The following is a 15,793-nucleotide window of genomic DNA, read 5'->3' on the forward strand; positions in this document are numbered from 1 at the left end:
GGAAGCTGGGGTAATAACCATTATACGACGCCCGCAGAGCGCGCCATTTTACGCGGAATTCACCCGATTGCGCAATCGCGTGCGTCCCGCCTTGCCGCGGGACGTGGCGCGGCGTCAAATTCCGAACAGGGTGAGCGAGACTGCCGCACGTGTGACGACCATCAGCAGCACCTGCACGATCACGAACAGCAGGATCGGCGAGAGGTCGAGTCCGCCGAAGTTCGGCAGCACGCGCCGAATGGGATTCAGGAACGGCGCCGTGAGCTGGAACAGCACGGGCATCGCGGGCGAGCGCGGGTTCAGCCACGAGAGCAGCGCCATCAGAATCGTGAGCCAGATGAGCAGATTGAGCGCCCACTTCACTAGCGTGAGCACCGCGACGATCAGGAGCGTGGGCAACAGAGCAAGTGGGTCGACGCCCGCGAGCCATACCATCAGCAGCACGTATGCGATAGCGGCGATCAGCGCGGCGACGACACCGGCCCAGTCGATACCGCGCACGCCCGGAATCACGCGGCGCAGCGGCAGCACGAGCCAGTTGGTCGCCTGCTGGATGGCATGTGTTACCGGGTTGTAGGGCGGAACGCGGACGAACTGCAGCCAGACGCGCAGCAGCAGGGCAGCGCCGAATAACGTGAAAATCGTGTTGAGCAAAAAGCGGGCGATATCGCCGAACATCGGTGTTTTTTCCTTCTTGTGATTAGTGACGGTGTGTGGCCGCAGATTGTGGGCGTGTGGTCGGCGGCCGGCGGCGCGAATCAGACGGAAACCTTGATCTCGCTGATCAGGATCGTGCCATTGCCACCGTCGGTGTAGTTGGGAATGTCGTCGACGAGCACCTTCTGATGCAGCTTGAACACGGCGTAGAAGTCATCCAGCGTTTCGAACAGGAAGTGCCCGGCTGCGACGTAGGGCGGCGGCGTGCCCGGCGGCCCCGCGTTGATCCCGATGTCGATCGACCAGCCTTTGAGCCTGTCCCCGAAGAGCTGCGCGGCGAGCGGCATATGCCGCGCGGCGTAGTACTCGGAGTCGAATCGGCCGTTTTCGCGGTAAGGATAAAGGATGCTGACCTTGATCATTGTGCGTTCCTGTCGATGAATTCCGATGCGCGCCGCTTGCAGCAGGCGTGCGCGCGCCGTTGCCACATTACCACGGCTTACGCCTTGCCAGTGAGGGTGCGAGGCACCGGCTGCCCACGCGATGCGCACAGGATTCCGATTGTTTTTCCGGCCAGCGGCTAAAGTGAGTTGAGGCGCTCGTGCGAGGGCCCGCGCCGCGAAATGTTCGTTGACGTACCGATGCAGTGGGCGTGCTCCGATTAAAACGGATGCCAGCAACGGCGGCGTCACAGTGCGCGTGCGGCCAGGCTTGTGATCCGGCCGGCGAGCACAAGCCGCCTCGCGCGCGGCGGCGCTCAATGCGTGCGGCAAGTCCGCCTTTGCGCGGCACGGGGACCGCGCGAGTAACAGGTCCCACGCGATATGTCACGCACCTGCGGCTATCTCGCAACACCGCGGTCGCCGTTCGCAAACCTGCGCACAATACTTCTATGGCTCCGGTTTTGTTGTTGCTGTCGTGCAATTGGGCTGTTTCCTGTCGGTTGTCCGATTCGGGAGGTCACCATGAGCATCTTCGCTTACCGAAAGCATCTGCGGTTTCTCACGCCCCATCAGCGTCGTCGCTGGTGGGATCAGAGGAAGCGTCTAACGCCTCGCGTACAGATTAGCGGTGCGTATGTTCCGCCCAACGTCACGCGCGAATTCACCTACGTGAAAGTCGGATAGCGCCGCTGCTCGTCCCCCTGCCTTGCAATCTCGACGATGCCCGGTCTATGGACCGGGCATCGTCGTTTCAGGCTGGCGAACACGCCGCCCCAACCAATTTGTAATGAAACATTACCTGCCTTTTTGGCGTGGGGCGCGATGCTGTCGGTAACTATGACCGGGTGAACACCTCGGGTGGCTTGCAAGGCTCGATGCACTGCGGTTCGGGCCTTTCGTCGGCAGAAGTTTGCGGCATCGCCTTGATTCAGTGTCAAGAAGCCTGCATCTGCGATTGCAATTTGCAACAAATGGCAACCTTTGACGGCCTCTGTTTTAGATAGAGTCCAAGTGTGGGCTGTGCCCGTCATGTGGAGCGACGCCGTCGTCGGCCGCCAGGAGAAGAGAAGTGAAAAAGACCGTTTCGTTTATCGTTGCCGCTGCGCTGGGTGTGGGGCTCGTCAGCGCAGCCGAGGCGCACGTTTCGGTGGGTATCGGTATTGGCATTCCCATTGCACCGGCTTATCCGGTCTATGCTGCGCCGGTCTACGCACCGCCTCCGCCCGTGTACTATGAGCCGCCGCCGCCGGTGGTCTATGCGCCGCCGCCCGCAGTCGTTGTAGGCGGTTATGGCGGTTACGGTGGTTATGGCTACTATGGCCGTCCGTACTGGCGCCATCATGGCTACTACCGTGGCTATCACGGCGGCTGGTACCGCCACTAAGCTCGACGGATGATGCCGGGTGGCCTCGCGCCACCCGCTAGAAGTTCTCCGCAACGGCGCAACGCCGGCTCATGCCGCGTTGCGCCGTTTGCTTTTCAGGCACGCGTTACGCGGTGCCTGTGCCCTGGACGATCAGATCGCGATAGCCGTGCACGATGACGCTGTACGAGAAGTACGCGAAGAGCAATGCCGATAGCACGTGGCATGCGCGCAGCAAACCGGTGCCGGCGCGCTTGCGGCCATGGCTTGCGAGGCCGCACAGGAAGAGCGTCCAGCCCAGTCCGCCCAGGAAAAAGCCCGCGAGAAACACGGCCGCGGAGCCTGCCGTCGTGGCGCCCGATTTCGCGATGAGCGCGCCGCCCACGGCCGCGAACCAGAGAATCGCGCTAGGCGAGGACATGGCGAGCAGCACACCGCGCGCGAAGCTGCGCCACGGATGGGGCTTGGGCAGGGCGCCGTCGGCATTGCCTTCCACCGGCGGTGCAGCAGCCGGATTGAGCGCCTCGCGCGCCATCTTCCAGGTAAGCATCAGCAAGAGGGCTGCGCCGCCGATCCACACGACCCAGCGTACGGCATCGAACTGGAGCAGCGCCGCCATCCCGGCAAGCGCGAGCGCGGCGTAGGTCAAATCGCCGAAACAGGAGCCGATACCGAGCCAGAAACCCGGCCTGAAGCCGTGCGAGAGCGTGAGCGAAATGCACGCGACGTTGACAAGGCCAATGTCGAGGCACAGAGAAAGTGACAGGAAAAAGCCGTCGGAGAGCAGGGAAAGGTGAGGCATGTAACGTTGATTGTTGTTGTGCCGCGCCGCCCGGTGCGAGAGATGAACGATGGGCGGCGCGGCGTGCGTGCGCCGCTAGTTGGTCGCTAGTTGGTCGCAAGTTGGCCGCTTCGCAGTGAGCGGTTCGAACGGCGCCGGGTGGTACGGGTGTGGCAGGTGAGCGGCTCGATCAGACGCCCATGCAGAGATACTTCAGCTCGACATATTCGTCGATGCCGTACTTCGAGCCTTCGCGTCCGAGCCCAGACTGCTTGACGCCGCCAAACGGTGCAACCTCGTTCGAGATGAGCCCGGTGTTGATGCCGACCATGCCGTACTCGAGCGCCTCGGCCACACGCCATACGCGGCCGATGTCGCGGCTATAGAAATAGGAGGCGAGGCCGAACTCGGTGTCGTTCGCGAGGCCGATCACTTCAGCTTCGTCGCTGAAGCGGAATACGGCGGCGACCGGGCCGAAGGTCTCCTCGCGTGCGATCAGCATGTCGCGCGTGACTTCGGCGAGCACGGTCGGCTCGACGTAGCGGCCTTCCATTACATTGCCGCCCGCGACGAGCTTCGCGCCCTTCGACGTCGCATCGCCGATGTGCTGCGTCACCTTCGCCACGGCGGCGTCGTCGATCAGCGGTCCCTGGTTCACGCCGTCCTCGAAGCCGTTGCCAACCTTGATCTTGCGCGAGGCGGCGGCGAGCTTTTCGACGAACGCGTCATAGACCTTGTCATGGACGTAGAAGCGATTCGTGCACACGCAGGTCTGGCCTGCGTTGCGGTATTTCGAGATCACGGCGCCTTCCACCGCGGCGTCGATATCGGCGTCGTCAAACACGATGAAGGGCGCGTGGCCGCCCAGTTCCAGCGCGATTTTCTTCACGGTGGGTGCGCATTGCTGCATGAGAATGCGGCCGACCGGCGTGGACCCCGTAAACGAAAGGTGGCGCACGATGTCGCTTTCGCAGAGCGCCTTGCCCACCTCGATCGAATTGGCCGAATCGGCGGTGACGACATTGAATACGCCCTTTGGCACGCCCGCGCGCTGCGCGAGCTCGGCGAGCGCAAGCGCGCACAGCGGCGTCTGCTCGGCGGGCTTCACGACGATCGTGCAGCCCGCGGCGATGGCGGGCGCGACCTTGCGGGTGATCATCGCGACCGGGAAATTCCACGGTGTGATCGATGCGCATACGCCGATCGGCTGCTTGAGCACGATGAGCTTGCGGTCGGCCGCCGGACTCGCGAGCACGTCGCCGTTCACGCGCTTGGCTTCTTCGGCGAACCACTCGAGGAACGAGGCGCCATAGAGCACTTCGCCGCGCGCCTCGGCGAGCGGCTTGCCCTGCTCGGCGGTCATGATTGCGGCGAGGTCGTCGGCGTGTTCGATCACGAGGTCGAACCAGCGGCGCAGCACGGCCGCGCGCTCCTTGCCGGTCTTCGCGCGCCAGGCCGGCAGCGCGGTGTGCGCGGCGGCAATGGCGCGGTGCGCCTCGGCGGCGCCGAAGTCGGGCACGCGGGCGATTTCCGTGTTGTCGGCGGGGTCGAGCACGGCGAAAGTCGCCGCGCCGCCGCTCCATTCGCCGTCGATCCAGGCGCGCGTCTTGAAGAGTGCGGGATCCTTCAACTGCGTCAGGCGTTCGGATGCGGACAGGCTCATCATCGTGTCTCCTCAATGCGTGAGCGGCGCGGCCCGAAGCGGGCCGTATCGCGGTGAGCGCGGCGTCGCGAAGGCGTCGCGGATGTGCGGCGGATCAGCGGGCAGCGTGGCGGGCACGAGCCCGCGATCCTCAAGCGCGCCCGAGTCCGAGTTCTTCGTAAAGCCGGTCGACGCGCGTCTTCACGTCCTGGGTCATCTCGATGGCGCGGCCCCATTCGCGGTCCGTTTCGCCGGGCCACTTGTTGGTGGCGTCGAGGCCCATTTTCGAGCCGAGACCCGCTACCGGCGAAGCAAAATCGAGATAGTCGATCGGCGTATTTTCGACGAGCACCGTGTCGCGCGCCGGATCGATACGGGTGGTGATCGCCCAGATCACTTCCTTCCAGTCGCGGATGTCCACGTCGTCGTCGACCACGACGATGAACTTCGTATACATGAACTGGCGCAGGAAGCTCCAGACGCCGAACATGACGCGTTTTGCGTGCCCGGGGTAGCTCTTCTTCATCTGCACGATCGCCATGCGGTAGCTGCAGCCTTCGGGCGGTAGATAGAAGTCGGTGATTTCCGGGAATTGCTTCTGCAGCAGCGGCACGAACACTTCGTTCAGCGCGACGCCGAGCACGGCCGGCTCGTCGGGCGGCTTGCCTGTATACGTGGAGTGATAGATCGCGTCGCGCCGCATCGTGATGCGCTCGACCGTGAAGACGGGGAACCACTCCTGCTCATTGTAGTAACCGGTGTGGTCGCCGTAGGGACCCTCGAGCGCGTGTTCGTACGCGGCGCTTGCACCCTTGGTGGGGCGTGGCGGCGCGCCTGCGGGCGCGCTCTCTTGTGCGCCGTTTTGCGCGCTGTTGTGCGTGCTGTTGTGCGGATAGATGAAGCCTTCGAGCACGATCTCCGCGCGCGCCGGGACCTGGAGCGTGTCGACGCCGGGCGTGATGCACTTCGCAAGCTCGGTGCGCCCGCCGCGCAAGAGGCCCGCGAACTGGTATTCGGAGAGCGTGTCGGGCACCGGCGTGACGGCGCCGAGGATGGTCGCCGGGTCGGCGCCGAGCACGACCGCAACCGGGTAAGGTTTGCCAGGGTTGCGCAGCGCGAATTCGCGGAAATCGAGCGCGCCGCCGCGGTGCGCGAGCCAGCGCATGATCAGCTTGTTGCGCCCGATCAGCTGCTGGCGGTAGATGCCCAGGTTCTGGCGCGTCTTGTTCGGCCCGCGCGTGACCGTGAGGCCCCAGGTAATGAGCGGGCCGGCGTCGCCGGGCCAGCAGGTCTGGATGGGCAGCTTCGCGAGATCGACGTCGTTGCCTTCCCAGACGATCTCCTGGCAAGGCGGGGCGCTCACGGTCTTCGGCGCCATGTCCCAGACGGCCTTGGCGAGCGTGAGCAGCTTGCCCGCATCCTTCAGGCCGCGCGGCGGCTCAGGTTCCTTCAGTGCGGAGAGCAGGCGCCCCACGTCGCGCAGCGAGTCGAGCGCCGCGCCGTCGCCTGCGCTCTCGGGCGCATCGATGCCCATGCCGAGCGCGACGCGCCGCGGCGTGCCGAACAGATTGCCGAGCACAGGGAACGCATGGGTCGCGCGGCTCTCGAATAGCAGGGCGGGGCCGCCGGCGCGCAGCACGCGGTCGCAGAGCTCGGTCATTTCCAGCACCGGGGAGACGGCCTGCGGCACGCGGCGCAACTCGCCGAGCGTCTCCAGGCGACCGACGAAGTCGCGCAAGTCTTTGTATTTCATCAGGATAGGGTCGGAGCCGCAGCGCGCGGCAGGTGCAGAGGCGAGACGATTGTCGATTTTACCTGTGTTACTTGACGCACGCTGTCAGTCATATTGGGTAACCGGCCGCAGAAGCGCGCAGTACGTGGGCCCGCCCGGATTGAACACTGTTCATTATTACAATTAGTTATAGATTTGACATTCTATAGTGTTGACGATCTATTAAAGCCTGCTAGAATCCGTCCACACTGGCTGCAGGGCTTGCAATTTTTAGCCACCGTCCCGGTCCTTCAGACGCAACGCGTCGCCGTTTAGCCGATTCCCTGCACGGCTCTCCACGGTCTAGATTGGTTGTCTTCGCCGGCGCCTCTTCGCGCCGGCTGTTCGCGTGAGAACTCCCCACGCGCGCCCAAGGCGTGCCCAGTAGTTCGGAAGGGGTTCCACCTACGGCGTTCTTGCCGTTTCCCGACGCCGCTGCCGCACCAGCCAGGGCGCGCGGTGTCTTGATCCTGCGATTGGCAATGTGCCTCGCGCCGACTTCGGTCGCCGGATCATGCAACATGGGGAGATCTGTTAGATGAATACCTGGTTATCGTGGTGGCGCGCCGACGAGCGTCTCGCTTCGGGGCTGCGTGCGCTACTGCGACGTGGCACGCGTTTGAGCCACCACCTGTTCAGCATTGTGGGCGGTTGCGCCGTCCTGGTCGCGCTCGCCATCTGGTTGCTGCCTTCGTGGCGCGGCACGCTGGCCGCACGCATGATGCCCTTTGTTACCGCTGCCGTGCAGGCGGGCCCCGCGCGTCTGCTGCAGGGCAATCCGCTGCCCGCGTTCCCGCAGCCCAACGCTGGAACGGACGAAGACGGCAACGCCGACGGTGCGACCCTGCCCACGGCGCTTCTTTCCGACGCCGGTGCGCCTGCCGGGAACGTGACGACCGGCGGCTCGAACGGCGCGGCGGACCACGTCGCGAATAGCGTCTCCAAGGGTGGCATGGCCACGCTCGACGCGGTCACGCTCAATGGTCTGGACCCGCGTTCGCTGCCGAGCGTCGGCACGCTGGCGCGCATGATCCCCTCGCAGCGCATCGCGCCCGATGCCCGCGACGACCGCGTGCTGGTTTCGGCGCGTGAACAGGCGCTCGTCGCCACCTATATTGCGCGCCGCTATCGCGTGGCGCAGGAGCCGGTCGGCGAGCTCGTGAAGGCCGCCTTCGACACCGGCCGTGAAGTGGGTCTCGATCCGCTGCTGCTGCTCGCGGTCATGGCGATCGAGTCGGGCTTCAACCCGTACGCCGAAAGCGGCGTGGGCGCGAAGGGCCTCATGCAGGTCATGTCGAAGGTTCACTCGGACAAGTTCCAGTACTTCGGCGGCCAGCGCGCGGCGCTCGATCCGCTCGCGAACATCAAGGTTGGCGCGCTGGTCCTGAAGGACTGCATCGCGCGCGGCGGCTCGCTGCCGGGCGGTCTGCGCCTCTACGTGGGCTCGACCTCGCCGGACGACGGCGGTTACGGCGCCAAGGTCATGGCCGAACGTGGGCGTCTGCGTGATGTGGCCCGCGGCCGCAACGTGCCGATCAACGCGCCTCAGGCGCCCGCCACCACCACGGCCAGCGCGCCGGTGCAGAAGGTGGCGAGCGTGAACGGCGAGAAGCGCGTGCACGTGACGCTCGACAACGCGCATGCGCTGGTGGACAAGTCCGCTGCGCCCGAGCAGGCGACGCCCGAACAGGATGACGCCAGCAACGGCGCCAGCACGGCGGCCCAGAAGCACAGCCAGCCCGAACTCGGCGCGTAAGGCTTCATCGCGAAAGAGCGGACTATAGGAAATGGAAAAAGGCACCCTCGGGTGCCTTTTTCCATTTCTTCTTCAATTCCAGCCCCAGTTGCGAGGATCAGCGGTCGAAAAATGTTCTCAACCGCTCGACGGCTTCTTCAAGCCGCTCGTAAGCCGTGGCGTACGAGAGTCGCACATATTGGTGCGGCGCGGCCACGCCGAAGTCCATTCCCGGGACCATCACCGTGCCGGCGTCGTGCAGCATGGCGCGCGTGAGCGCGTCGCTGTCGCCGGCAGTCGGGTGATTGACGTTCGTGCAGTCCGCGTAGACGTAGAACGCGCCGTCGGGCATGACGGGCACTGTGAAGCCGAGCGATTCGAGCGCGGGCGCGATGAAGTCGCGGCGGCGCTTGAACTCCAGACGGCGCGCTTCGTAGATTTCCAGCGTCTGCGGCTCGAAGCAGGCGAGCGCCGCGTGCTGCGCGAGCGCCGACGCGCAGATGAACAGGTTCTGCGCAAGCTTTTCGAACGCGCCGACCAGCGAGGGCGGGACCACGAGCCAGCCGAGGCGCCAGCCCGTCATGTTGAAGTATTTCGAGAAGCTGTTCACGGTCACCACGTCGTCGCCGAAGGAGAGGGCGGAGACGGGGCGGGCGTCGTAGCTCAAGCCTTGATAGATCTCGTCGACGATCGTGAAGCCGCCGCGCGCACGCACGGCCTTCACGATGCGCGCGAGCTCAGCAGGCTCGATCGACGTGCCGGTGGGGTTCGACGGAGAAGCGAGCAGCACGCCGCGGGTGCGCGGCGTCCACAGGCGCTCGACGTCGCTCGCGGTGAGCTGGAAGCGCGCTTGCGGGCCGCTCGGCACGAGCACCGGCTTGCCTTCCGCGGCGGCGACGAAGTGCCGGTTGCACGGATAGCACGGGTCGGGCATGAGCACTTCGTCGTCGCGATCGACGAGCGCCGTGCAGGCAAGCAGCAGCGCCGCCGAGGCGCCGGCCGTCACGACGATGCGCGCGGGATCGACCTTCAGGCCGTACGCTTGCTCGTAATGCGCCGCGATCGCCTCGCGCAGCGCGTGGATGCCGAGTGCGTTCGTGTACTGCGTGACGCCGCGGCGCAGCGCAGCGGCGGCGGCTTCGACGACGGGCTCGGGCGCCGTGAAGTCCGGCTCGCCGATGCCCATATGGATGATGTCGCGTCCGGCGCGCTCGAGCTTCGCGGCCTCCTTCGCCAATTCCATGACGTAGAAAGGCTGGATTTCGTCGACGCGCGCGGCAAGCCGCAGCAGCGGTTCGGCAACGGTGTTCATGCGGGTGTTTCCAGTGCTTGCAGGCGGTGCGGCGCGCGGGAAGCCGGGGGCCTGACGGCCTGGCTCCACGCGCCTTGCGCCGTTACTACTTGCGGGCGGCTTGGGCCTCGGTGGCGCGCAATTGCGCCGCGAGCTTGTCGAGCACGCCGTTCACATACTTGTAGCCGTCCGAGCCGCCGAAGGTCTTCGTGAGCTCGACCGCCTCGTTGATGACGACGCGATACGGAATGTCGACGTGGTGCTTGAACTCGTAGGTCGCCACGAGCAGCACCGCGCGCTCGACGGGCGAGAGCTGCTCGATCGGACGGTCCAGGCACGGCGCGATGGCGGCGGAGAGCTCCTCCGATTCGCGGATCACACCGTGCAGGAGAGCGTCCAGATGCTCGTGGTCGGCCTTGTCGTAGCCCTGCGAACCGCGCAGCTGCGCGTCAATCTCGCCGGCGGGCACACCCGACAGCAGCCACTGATACAAGCCCTGCGTGGCCAGTTCGCGGGAGCGGCGGCGCGCGCTCTTCATTGCTGTTCCTCTTCGTCTTCCTCGTCTTCTTCGTCGTCGTCGCCGCCGTCGAGCTGCTCGAGCGCCACCGTGAGGTTCGCCATTTCGACGGCGACGCGCGCGGCGTCACGACCCTTTTCGGTCATGCGCGCGACGGCCTGCTCGTCGTTCTCGGTCGTGAGGACCGCGTTGGCGACCGGCACGCCGAAGTCGAGTGCGATACGCGAAATGCCCGCGCCGCTTTCGTTCGAGACGAGCTCGAAGTGGTACGTCTCGCCGCGCACGACCGCGCCGAGCGCGATCAGGGCGTCGAACTGGCCGCTTTCGGCGAGCTTTTGCAGTGCGAGCGGGATTTCCAGCGCGCCCGGCACGGTGACGAGCAGCACGTCTTCGCCCGTGACGCCGAGGCGCTCGAGCTCTTCGATGCAGGCGTCGGCGAGGCCGTTGCAGACGGGTTCGTTAAAGCGCGACTGAACGATGCCAATGCGCAGTCCGTCGCCGTCGAGGTTCGGTTGGTATTGTCCGATTTCCATGTGGTGTCCGTAGGTTCGGTTGAGCGTGGTGACGCGTGAAGTGGGGCCTGCGGCTTAATGTGCTGCGCGGTCGGTCGTTTCCGGCGGGCAGGGTGCCTCGGTGTCGCTGCCCGGCATCGGCACGAAACCGGTGACTTCGAGCCCGTAGCCCGACATGCTGCCGAGCCGGCGCGGCTTGGAGAGCACCTGCATGCGGCCCACGCCGAGCTCGCGCAGGATCTGCGCGCCGATGCCGTAGGTCTTGAAGTCCACGGGCCGGCGTGCGAGCGCCTCCGCGCGCTCCTTCTGGTCGAACGCCTTGAAGACGTCGATCAGATGTTCCTTCGTGTCGCCGCAATTGAGCATGACGATCACGCCGAGATCGCGCTCGGCGATTTCGCGCATGGCGGCGTCGAGCGTCCATGAGTGCGTGGACGAGCCCGTTTCCAGCAGATCCAGCACCGAGAGCGGCTCGTGCACGCGCACCGGCGTGTCCTCGTCGGGCTTGGGCGTGCCGCGCACGAGGGCGATGTGCGGCGTGCGCGTGGGGTGGTCGACGTACATGACCGCACGGAACGGGCCGTGGGCGGTGTGCATGGTGCGCTCGGCCACGCGCTCGACGATCGACTCGGTGCGGCTGCGATAGTGGATCAGGTCGGCGATGGTGCCGATCTTGATGTTGTGCTCCTTGGCGAACTCGATGAGATCGGGCAGGCGCGCCATCGTGCCGTCGTCCTTGATGACCTCGCAGATCACCGCCGCCGGCGTGAGGCCCGCGAGCGCTGTGAAGTCGCAACCGGCCTCGGTGTGGCCCGCGCGCACGAGCACGCCGCCTGGCTGCGCCATGATCGGGAACACGTGGCCGGGCTGCACGATGTGCTCGGCGCGCGCGTCGTGCGCGACGGCCGTCTGGATCGTGCGGGCGCGGTCGGCGGCGGAGATGCCGGTCGTGACGCCTTCGGCCGCCTCGATGCTCACCGTGAACGCCGTGCCGTACTGCGTGCCGTTGCGGTACGTCATGAGCGGCAGGTTGAGCAGCTTGCAGCGTTCCTGCGTGAGCGTGAGGCAGATCAGGCCACGGCCGTACTTCGCCATGAAGTTGATGGCTTCGGGCGTGACGAACTCCGCTGCGATGACGAGGTCGCCCTCGTTTTCCCGGTCTTCTTCGTCAACGAGGATCACCATCTTGCCGGCTTTCAGTTCGGCGATGATCTCAAGGGTGGAGGCGAGCGTCATGATGGGATTTTGGCTGGAAAGCGCACATTTTACGCCACGCGGGCGGGCGCGTCGCCCAGAACGGAAGGAGTGCGCGGGGTTTTGAGGCTGGCAGGCGCCCAGGCGGGCTCGCCGGCGTCGGGCGCTTGTGTGGCCCGGTGCCGATCAAGCGCACACGAGAGTTGGCCGAACGGCCAGCTAGCCCATGCGTGGCGCCTTCGCGACAATAGTAACGCTTGACGTTATTAACGAGTGGCGTTACTATCCATGACAATTACATCATTTGTCTGCCGGGACACCGCCGCGCTATTTGCGGGGCGCCGGGTTGCCCGATTTGCCGCGATCGAAACGGTCGCCATTCGCAAGCTGCAGCAAGTTCATGCCGCGCTCACGCTATCGTTTTTGCGTGTGCCGCCCGGCAACCGGCTGGAGCCTCTGAACGGCGAGCTCGAAGGGGCATACAGCATCCGCATCAACGCGCAATGGCGCATCTGCTTTTATTTCGCGCGCGGCGAGGCTTCGCAGGTGCACATCGTCGACTATCACTGAGGAGCATTGCTATGGCACGGGAAGTACCGCTAGCCACCCCGGGCGAGATCCTGAACGAAGACTGGCTCAAGCCGATGGGCATCAGCCAGTACGCGCTCGCCAAGGCGATTGGTGTGCCGCCGCGCCGCATCAACGAGATCGTGCTCGGCAAGCGCGCGATCACGGCGGACACGGCAGTGCGGCTCGCAGTCTATTTCGGCACCGACGCGCGCAGCTGGATGGAGCTGCAGGCGCATTACGACACCGAGCTCGCGCGCGAGGCGCTCGCCGAAGTCCTGGCGAACATTCAGCCGCACGCGCGGGCAGTGGCGGCCTGAGCGCCACTGCGTCCGGCTCGCGTCTTACCCCGCTCCGGTCGCTCAGCGCAGGAGGATATCGTCGGCGAGCCCCTTCGTCAGCTCCAGCGCCTGGCGCTCGAACAGGCGCCGGTATAGCCCGTTCTCGCGGCGCACGAGCTCGTCGTGCGTGCCTTCCTCCGCAACGCGCCCGCGCTCGAGCACCAGCAGCCGGTCGAGCGCGCGCACGGTCGAAAGCCGGTGCGCGACCACGACCGTCGTGCGGCCCTCCATCAGGCGCTCCATCGCCTGCTGGATCAGCACTTCGCTTTCGCTGTCGAGGCTGGAGGTCGCTTCGTCGAAGATCAGGATCGGCGCGTTGGCGAGGAACGCGCGAGCGATCGCGACGCGCTGGCGCTCGCCGCCCGAAAGTTTCACGCCGCGCTCGCCCACGAGCGTCTCGTAGCCGCGCGGCAGCGCCATGATGAAATCGTGCGCGCTCGCGAGCTTCGCCGCGCGCACGATCTCGTCGTGGGTCGCGCCGGGTCTCGCATAGGCGATGTTCTCCGCGAGCGAGCGGTGGAACAAAACCGGCTCCTGCTGCACGATGGCGATCTGCGAGCGTAGCGATGCCTGCTGTATCTGCGCGATGTCCTGGCCGTCGATCGTGATACGTCCGTCGGAAATATCGTAGAGCCGCTGGATCAGCTTGATGAGCGTGGTCTTGCCGGAGCCCGAATGACCGACGAGGCCCACGCGCTCGCCCGGCGCGATGCGCAGCGAAAGATTCGCGTAGAGCGGCCGCTCGTGCGCGCCGTAGCGGAACGTCATGTTCTCGAAGCGGATGTCGCCGCGGTCGATCACGATGGGCGGCGCGTCCGGCCGGTCTTCGACGCCAAGCGGCTGGGCCTCGAGCATCACGAGCTCTTCCATGTCGTTGACCGAGCGCTGCAGGTTGCGCACGTGCATGCCCACGTCGCGCAGATAGCCCTTGAGCAGGAAAAAGAGCGTAAGCGCGAAGGTGATGTCGCCCACGCTCGCGAGCCCGCGCGCCCACAGCAGCAGCGCCGAGCCCAGAATGGCCGCCTGCATGGCCACCAGCAGCGCGCCCTGCACGCCGCCGTTGAGCGTGCCGCGCCGCCAGGTGCGGCGCGTGCGGCTGTCCCATTTGGCGATCACGCGCGCGAGCCGCGCTTCTTCGCGCGTTTCCGCGCCGAACGCCTTGACGACGGGGTTGCACGAGACGGCGTCGGCGAGCGCGCCACCCATCTTCGTGTCCCACTGGTTCGCCAGCCGCGCGGAAGGCGCGACGTAGAAGAGCGAGAGCGAGACGGTAATGGCGAGATAGAGCGCCGAGCCGACGCCGACCACGAGGCCCATCACGTGCCACTGCAGCGCGAGCAGGATGGTCGAGCCGACCAGCATCACGAGCGACGGAAAGAGGGCAACGAGCAGCGTGTCGTTGAGCAAGTCGAGCGCCCACATGCCGCGCGTGATCTTGCGCACGGTCGAGCCCGCGAAGCTGTTCGCGTGCCAGTCGGTCGAGAAGCGCTGTACGCGGTGAAAGGCGTGCGTCGCGACCTCGCTCATCATCCTGAGCGTGAGCACGATGATGTTCTGGAACGCGGCCTGGCGCATGAGCGTGCCGCCGAGCCCGAGCGCTGTCAGCGCCCAGAACGCCACGACGGCGGCGTGCCAGGCGGCGGCGTTGCCGCTTGCGCCGTCGTGCGCGAGCGCATCGACAAGCTGGCCGGCGTAGTGCGGCGTGAGCACGTCGGCGAGCGCGCCGAGCAGCGCGGCGAGGGCGACTGCGCCTACGCGCCACGGCTGGCGCGACCAGTGCCGGAACGTGAAGCCGAGGACATTGCGGAACGTCTGTCCGCCGGAAGCGAGTTGTTTGTCTTGGTCTGTCATGGACAGCGTGCTCCGGACGCGAGGCCCGGAGACTCTTCAGGAACGCGATGAGCGGAAAACGGGGTCTGCGCGTTCAGTGACGCAATTCGGGCACTTCATGCCGAACGTAAAACCTCGAAATCGCTGGAAAGCGGCGCGGCGGCAAGCATGTCGCTAGGCGTGCGCCGCGCTGTGCGGGACGCGGTCAGCGTGCCGGAAGCGGAGTGTGCGTGAAGTGTGGCATCACCCGGACCGGCGGCATGACGGCGGCCATCTCGATTACTGCCATCTTTGCCTCCTTCATTGAGTACGGGTGGAGAGACCGCGGCATGCCAAAGGGCGAGCGCGAGGGAATAGTGCGGATTTTATCAGCGCTGCGGAAGTTGCGCTCGCACTGTGTGCGGCGTTGGCTGCGAGTGCGCGGCGTCCTTGTCGCGTGTTGCTGAGGGGGGCGGCCCGCGAACTACGCGGGCACGCGCCGTGGCAGGCAGCTCAGTCCTGTGCCATGCCATTGCCTCGCGATGAGGAGAGCATCCGCTCCACATACCGCGCAATCAAATCGATTTCGAGATTCACCTTCGCGCCCGCCACGAGATGCTTGAGCGTGGTCACTTCAACGGTGTGCGGAATCAGGTTGATCGAGAATTCGCAGCCGTCGGCGCGGTCGTCCACGGAGTTCACGGTCAGGCTCACGCCGTTGACCGTGACCGAGCCCTTGTAGGCGAGATAGCGGCCGATCTCCGCCGGCGCGAGGACGCGCAGCTCGTGCGATTCGCCCACGGGCGCAAAGTGCGTGACGGTGCCGAGGCCGTCCACGTGGCCCGAAACGATATGGCCGCCCAGGCGGTCGTGCGCGCGCAGCGCCTTTTCGAGGTTCACTTCGCCGGTGTCGGCGAGGCCCACGGTGCGGTTCAGGCTCTCGCGCGAGACGTCCACGTCGAAGCTCGTCGCCGACTTTTCGATGACAGTCATGCACGCGCCCTGAATGGCGATGCTGTCGCCGAGCTGCACATCGTCGAGGTCAAGGCCACCCGCGTTGACGGTGAGGCGCACGCCCGCGTCGGCGTCGCTGCCGAGCGGACGGATCGATTCGATGCGGCCCACGGCCGCGACGATTCCGGTAAACATCTGGCTGTCCTTTATATGTTC

General features: G+C 65.8%; 16 protein-coding genes. 4 read left to right on the forward strand and 12 right to left on the reverse strand.

The window, feature by feature from the left end; translation table 11 throughout:
- Nucleotides 1-114: 114 nt before the first annotated feature.
- The 3 genes from EYW47_RS09040 to EYW47_RS09050 form a co-directional block, all read right to left on the reverse strand.
- Complete coding sequence (locus EYW47_RS09040; RefSeq protein WP_133194521.1) at nucleotides 115-678, reverse strand: YggT family protein; 564 nt, start codon at nucleotides 676-678, stop codon at nucleotides 115-117.
- An 80-nt stretch (nucleotides 679-758) separates the two neighbouring features.
- The gene (locus EYW47_RS09045) at nucleotides 759-1,079 is read right to left on the reverse strand and encodes an EthD family reductase (protein ID WP_133194522.1); all 321 of its coding nucleotides are present in this window, start codon (nucleotides 1,077-1,079) and stop codon (nucleotides 759-761) included.
- A gap of 686 nt (nucleotides 1,080-1,765) precedes the next feature.
- Entirely contained in the window at nucleotides 1,766-2,131 is a 366-nt protein-coding gene (locus tag EYW47_RS09050; RefSeq protein WP_133194523.1) for a hypothetical protein, read from the reverse strand.
- Between the two features lie 38 nt (nucleotides 2,132-2,169).
- On the opposite strand from EYW47_RS09050, the gene EYW47_RS09055 reads away from it, so the two are divergent.
- Nucleotides 2,170-2,484 carry a hypothetical protein gene (locus EYW47_RS09055; RefSeq protein ID WP_133194524.1) on the forward strand — a complete coding sequence of 105 codons (315 nt, stop codon included), beginning with the start codon at nucleotides 2,170-2,172 and terminating at the stop codon, nucleotides 2,482-2,484.
- 106 nt (nucleotides 2,485-2,590) lie between these two features.
- Here the strand turns inward: EYW47_RS09055 and EYW47_RS09060 are convergent, their stop codons facing one another.
- The 3 genes from EYW47_RS09060 to EYW47_RS09070 all read right to left on the reverse strand — a co-directional run bounded on the left by EYW47_RS09060 (nucleotide 2,591) and on the right by EYW47_RS09070 (nucleotide 6,639).
- Nucleotides 2,591-3,265, reverse strand: a complete 675-nt coding sequence (locus EYW47_RS09060; RefSeq protein WP_133194525.1) for a LysE family translocator — start codon at nucleotides 3,263-3,265, stop codon at nucleotides 2,591-2,593.
- Between the two features lie 169 nt (nucleotides 3,266-3,434).
- A complete protein-coding gene (locus EYW47_RS09065) occupies nucleotides 3,435-4,910 on the reverse strand; it encodes an NAD-dependent succinate-semialdehyde dehydrogenase (protein WP_240763614.1) in 1,476 nt (491 codons plus the stop codon).
- Between the two features lie 127 nt (nucleotides 4,911-5,037).
- A complete protein-coding gene (locus EYW47_RS09070; RefSeq protein WP_133194526.1) occupies nucleotides 5,038-6,639 on the reverse strand; it encodes a UbiD family decarboxylase in 1,602 nt (533 codons plus the stop codon).
- 556 nt (nucleotides 6,640-7,195) lie between these two features.
- Between EYW47_RS09070 and EYW47_RS09075 the strand changes: the two genes are divergently transcribed.
- A complete protein-coding gene (locus EYW47_RS09075) occupies nucleotides 7,196-8,413 on the forward strand; it encodes a transglycosylase SLT domain-containing protein (protein ID WP_133194527.1) in 1,218 nt (405 codons plus the stop codon).
- Between the two features lie 97 nt (nucleotides 8,414-8,510).
- Here the strand turns inward: EYW47_RS09075 and EYW47_RS09080 are convergent, their stop codons facing one another.
- From EYW47_RS09080 to ribBA, 4 genes are all read right to left on the reverse strand, one after another.
- A complete protein-coding gene (locus EYW47_RS09080) occupies nucleotides 8,511-9,704 on the reverse strand; it encodes a pyridoxal phosphate-dependent aminotransferase (protein WP_133194528.1) in 1,194 nt (397 codons plus the stop codon).
- An 85-nt stretch (nucleotides 9,705-9,789) separates the two neighbouring features.
- Nucleotides 9,790-10,221, reverse strand: coding sequence for a transcription antitermination factor NusB (gene nusB / locus EYW47_RS09085; RefSeq protein WP_133194529.1), 432 nt, complete (start codon nucleotides 10,219-10,221; stop codon nucleotides 9,790-9,792).
- Nucleotides 10,218-10,733 (reverse strand): 6,7-dimethyl-8-ribityllumazine synthase, encoded by a 516-nt coding sequence (gene ribH / locus EYW47_RS09090; RefSeq protein ID WP_133194530.1) that lies wholly within the window; start codon nucleotides 10,731-10,733, stop codon nucleotides 10,218-10,220. Before ribH ends, nusB begins: the two co-directional genes overlap by 4 nt.
- A gap of 54 nt (nucleotides 10,734-10,787) precedes the next feature.
- On the reverse strand, nucleotides 10,788-11,948 hold the full coding sequence (ribBA, locus tag EYW47_RS09095) for a bifunctional 3,4-dihydroxy-2-butanone-4-phosphate synthase/GTP cyclohydrolase II (protein ID WP_133194531.1): 1,161 nt from the start codon (nucleotides 11,946-11,948) through the stop codon (nucleotides 10,788-10,790).
- 246 nt (nucleotides 11,949-12,194) lie between these two features.
- On the opposite strand from ribBA, the gene EYW47_RS09100 reads away from it, so the two are divergent.
- Together EYW47_RS09100 and EYW47_RS09105 are read left to right on the forward strand one after the other, a co-directional pair.
- A complete protein-coding gene (locus EYW47_RS09100) occupies nucleotides 12,195-12,476 on the forward strand; it encodes a type II toxin-antitoxin system RelE/ParE family toxin (protein WP_133194532.1) in 282 nt (93 codons plus the stop codon).
- A gap of 11 nt (nucleotides 12,477-12,487) precedes the next feature.
- Entirely contained in the window at nucleotides 12,488-12,793 is a 306-nt protein-coding gene (locus EYW47_RS09105; protein ID WP_133194533.1) for a HigA family addiction module antitoxin, read from the forward strand.
- Nucleotides 12,794-12,835: 42 nt separating this feature from the next.
- Here the strand turns inward: EYW47_RS09105 and EYW47_RS09110 are convergent, their stop codons facing one another.
- Nucleotides 12,836-14,665 carry an ABC transporter ATP-binding protein gene (locus EYW47_RS09110; protein ID WP_133194534.1) on the reverse strand — a complete coding sequence of 610 codons (1,830 nt, stop codon included), beginning with the start codon at nucleotides 14,663-14,665 and terminating at the stop codon, nucleotides 12,836-12,838.
- Between the two features lie 471 nt (nucleotides 14,666-15,136).
- The gene (locus EYW47_RS09115; RefSeq protein WP_133194535.1) at nucleotides 15,137-15,772 is read right to left on the reverse strand and encodes a riboflavin synthase; all 636 of its coding nucleotides are present in this window, start codon (nucleotides 15,770-15,772) and stop codon (nucleotides 15,137-15,139) included.
- Nucleotides 15,773-15,793 lie beyond the last annotated feature (21 nt).

Origin of the sequence: Paraburkholderia silviterrae (genome assembly GCF_004353915.1) — a bacterium.
Taxonomy (GTDB): domain Bacteria; phylum Pseudomonadota; class Gammaproteobacteria; order Burkholderiales; family Burkholderiaceae; genus Paraburkholderia; species Paraburkholderia silviterrae.

What these genes read in the sequence shown, in the direction of transcription:
- EYW47_RS09070 (WP_133194526.1), bottom strand. Translation starts at nt 6,639, where the DNA reads ATGAAATACAAAGACTTGCGCGACTTCGTCGGTCGCCTGGAGACGCTC.
- EYW47_RS09115 (WP_133194535.1), bottom strand. Translation starts at nt 15,772, where the DNA reads ATGTTTACCGGAATCGTCGCGGCCGTGGGCCGCATCGAATCGATCCGT.
- EYW47_RS09060 (WP_133194525.1), bottom strand. Translation starts at nt 3,265, where the DNA reads ATGCCTCACCTTTCCCTGCTCTCCGACGGCTTTTTCCTGTCACTTTCT.
- EYW47_RS09105 (WP_133194533.1), top strand. Translation starts at nt 12,488, where the DNA reads ATGGCACGGGAAGTACCGCTAGCCACCCCGGGCGAGATCCTGAACGAA.
- EYW47_RS09075 (WP_133194527.1), top strand. Translation starts at nt 7,196, where the DNA reads ATGAATACCTGGTTATCGTGGTGGCGCGCCGACGAGCGTCTCGCTTCG.
- ribH (WP_133194530.1), bottom strand. Translation starts at nt 10,733, where the DNA reads ATGGAAATCGGACAATACCAACCGAACCTCGACGGCGACGGACTGCGC.
- EYW47_RS09080 (WP_133194528.1), bottom strand. Translation starts at nt 9,704, where the DNA reads ATGAACACCGTTGCCGAACCGCTGCTGCGGCTTGCCGCGCGCGTCGAC.
- EYW47_RS09040 (WP_133194521.1), bottom strand. Translation starts at nt 678, where the DNA reads ATGTTCGGCGATATCGCCCGCTTTTTGCTCAACACGATTTTCACGTTA.
- EYW47_RS09065 (WP_240763614.1), bottom strand. Translation starts at nt 4,910, where the DNA reads ATGATGAGCCTGTCCGCATCCGAACGCCTGACGCAGTTGAAGGATCCC.
- EYW47_RS09100 (WP_133194532.1), top strand. Translation starts at nt 12,195, where the DNA reads ATGACAATTACATCATTTGTCTGCCGGGACACCGCCGCGCTATTTGCG.
- ribBA (WP_133194531.1), bottom strand. Translation starts at nt 11,948, where the DNA reads ATGACGCTCGCCTCCACCCTTGAGATCATCGCCGAACTGAAAGCCGGC.
- EYW47_RS09110 (WP_133194534.1), bottom strand. Translation starts at nt 14,665, where the DNA reads ATGACAGACCAAGACAAACAACTCGCTTCCGGCGGACAGACGTTCCGC.
- nusB (WP_133194529.1), bottom strand. Translation starts at nt 10,221, where the DNA reads ATGAAGAGCGCGCGCCGCCGCTCCCGCGAACTGGCCACGCAGGGCTTG.
- EYW47_RS09045 (WP_133194522.1), bottom strand. Translation starts at nt 1,079, where the DNA reads ATGATCAAGGTCAGCATCCTTTATCCTTACCGCGAAAACGGCCGATTC.
- EYW47_RS09050 (WP_133194523.1), bottom strand. Translation starts at nt 2,131, where the DNA reads ATGACGGGCACAGCCCACACTTGGACTCTATCTAAAACAGAGGCCGTC.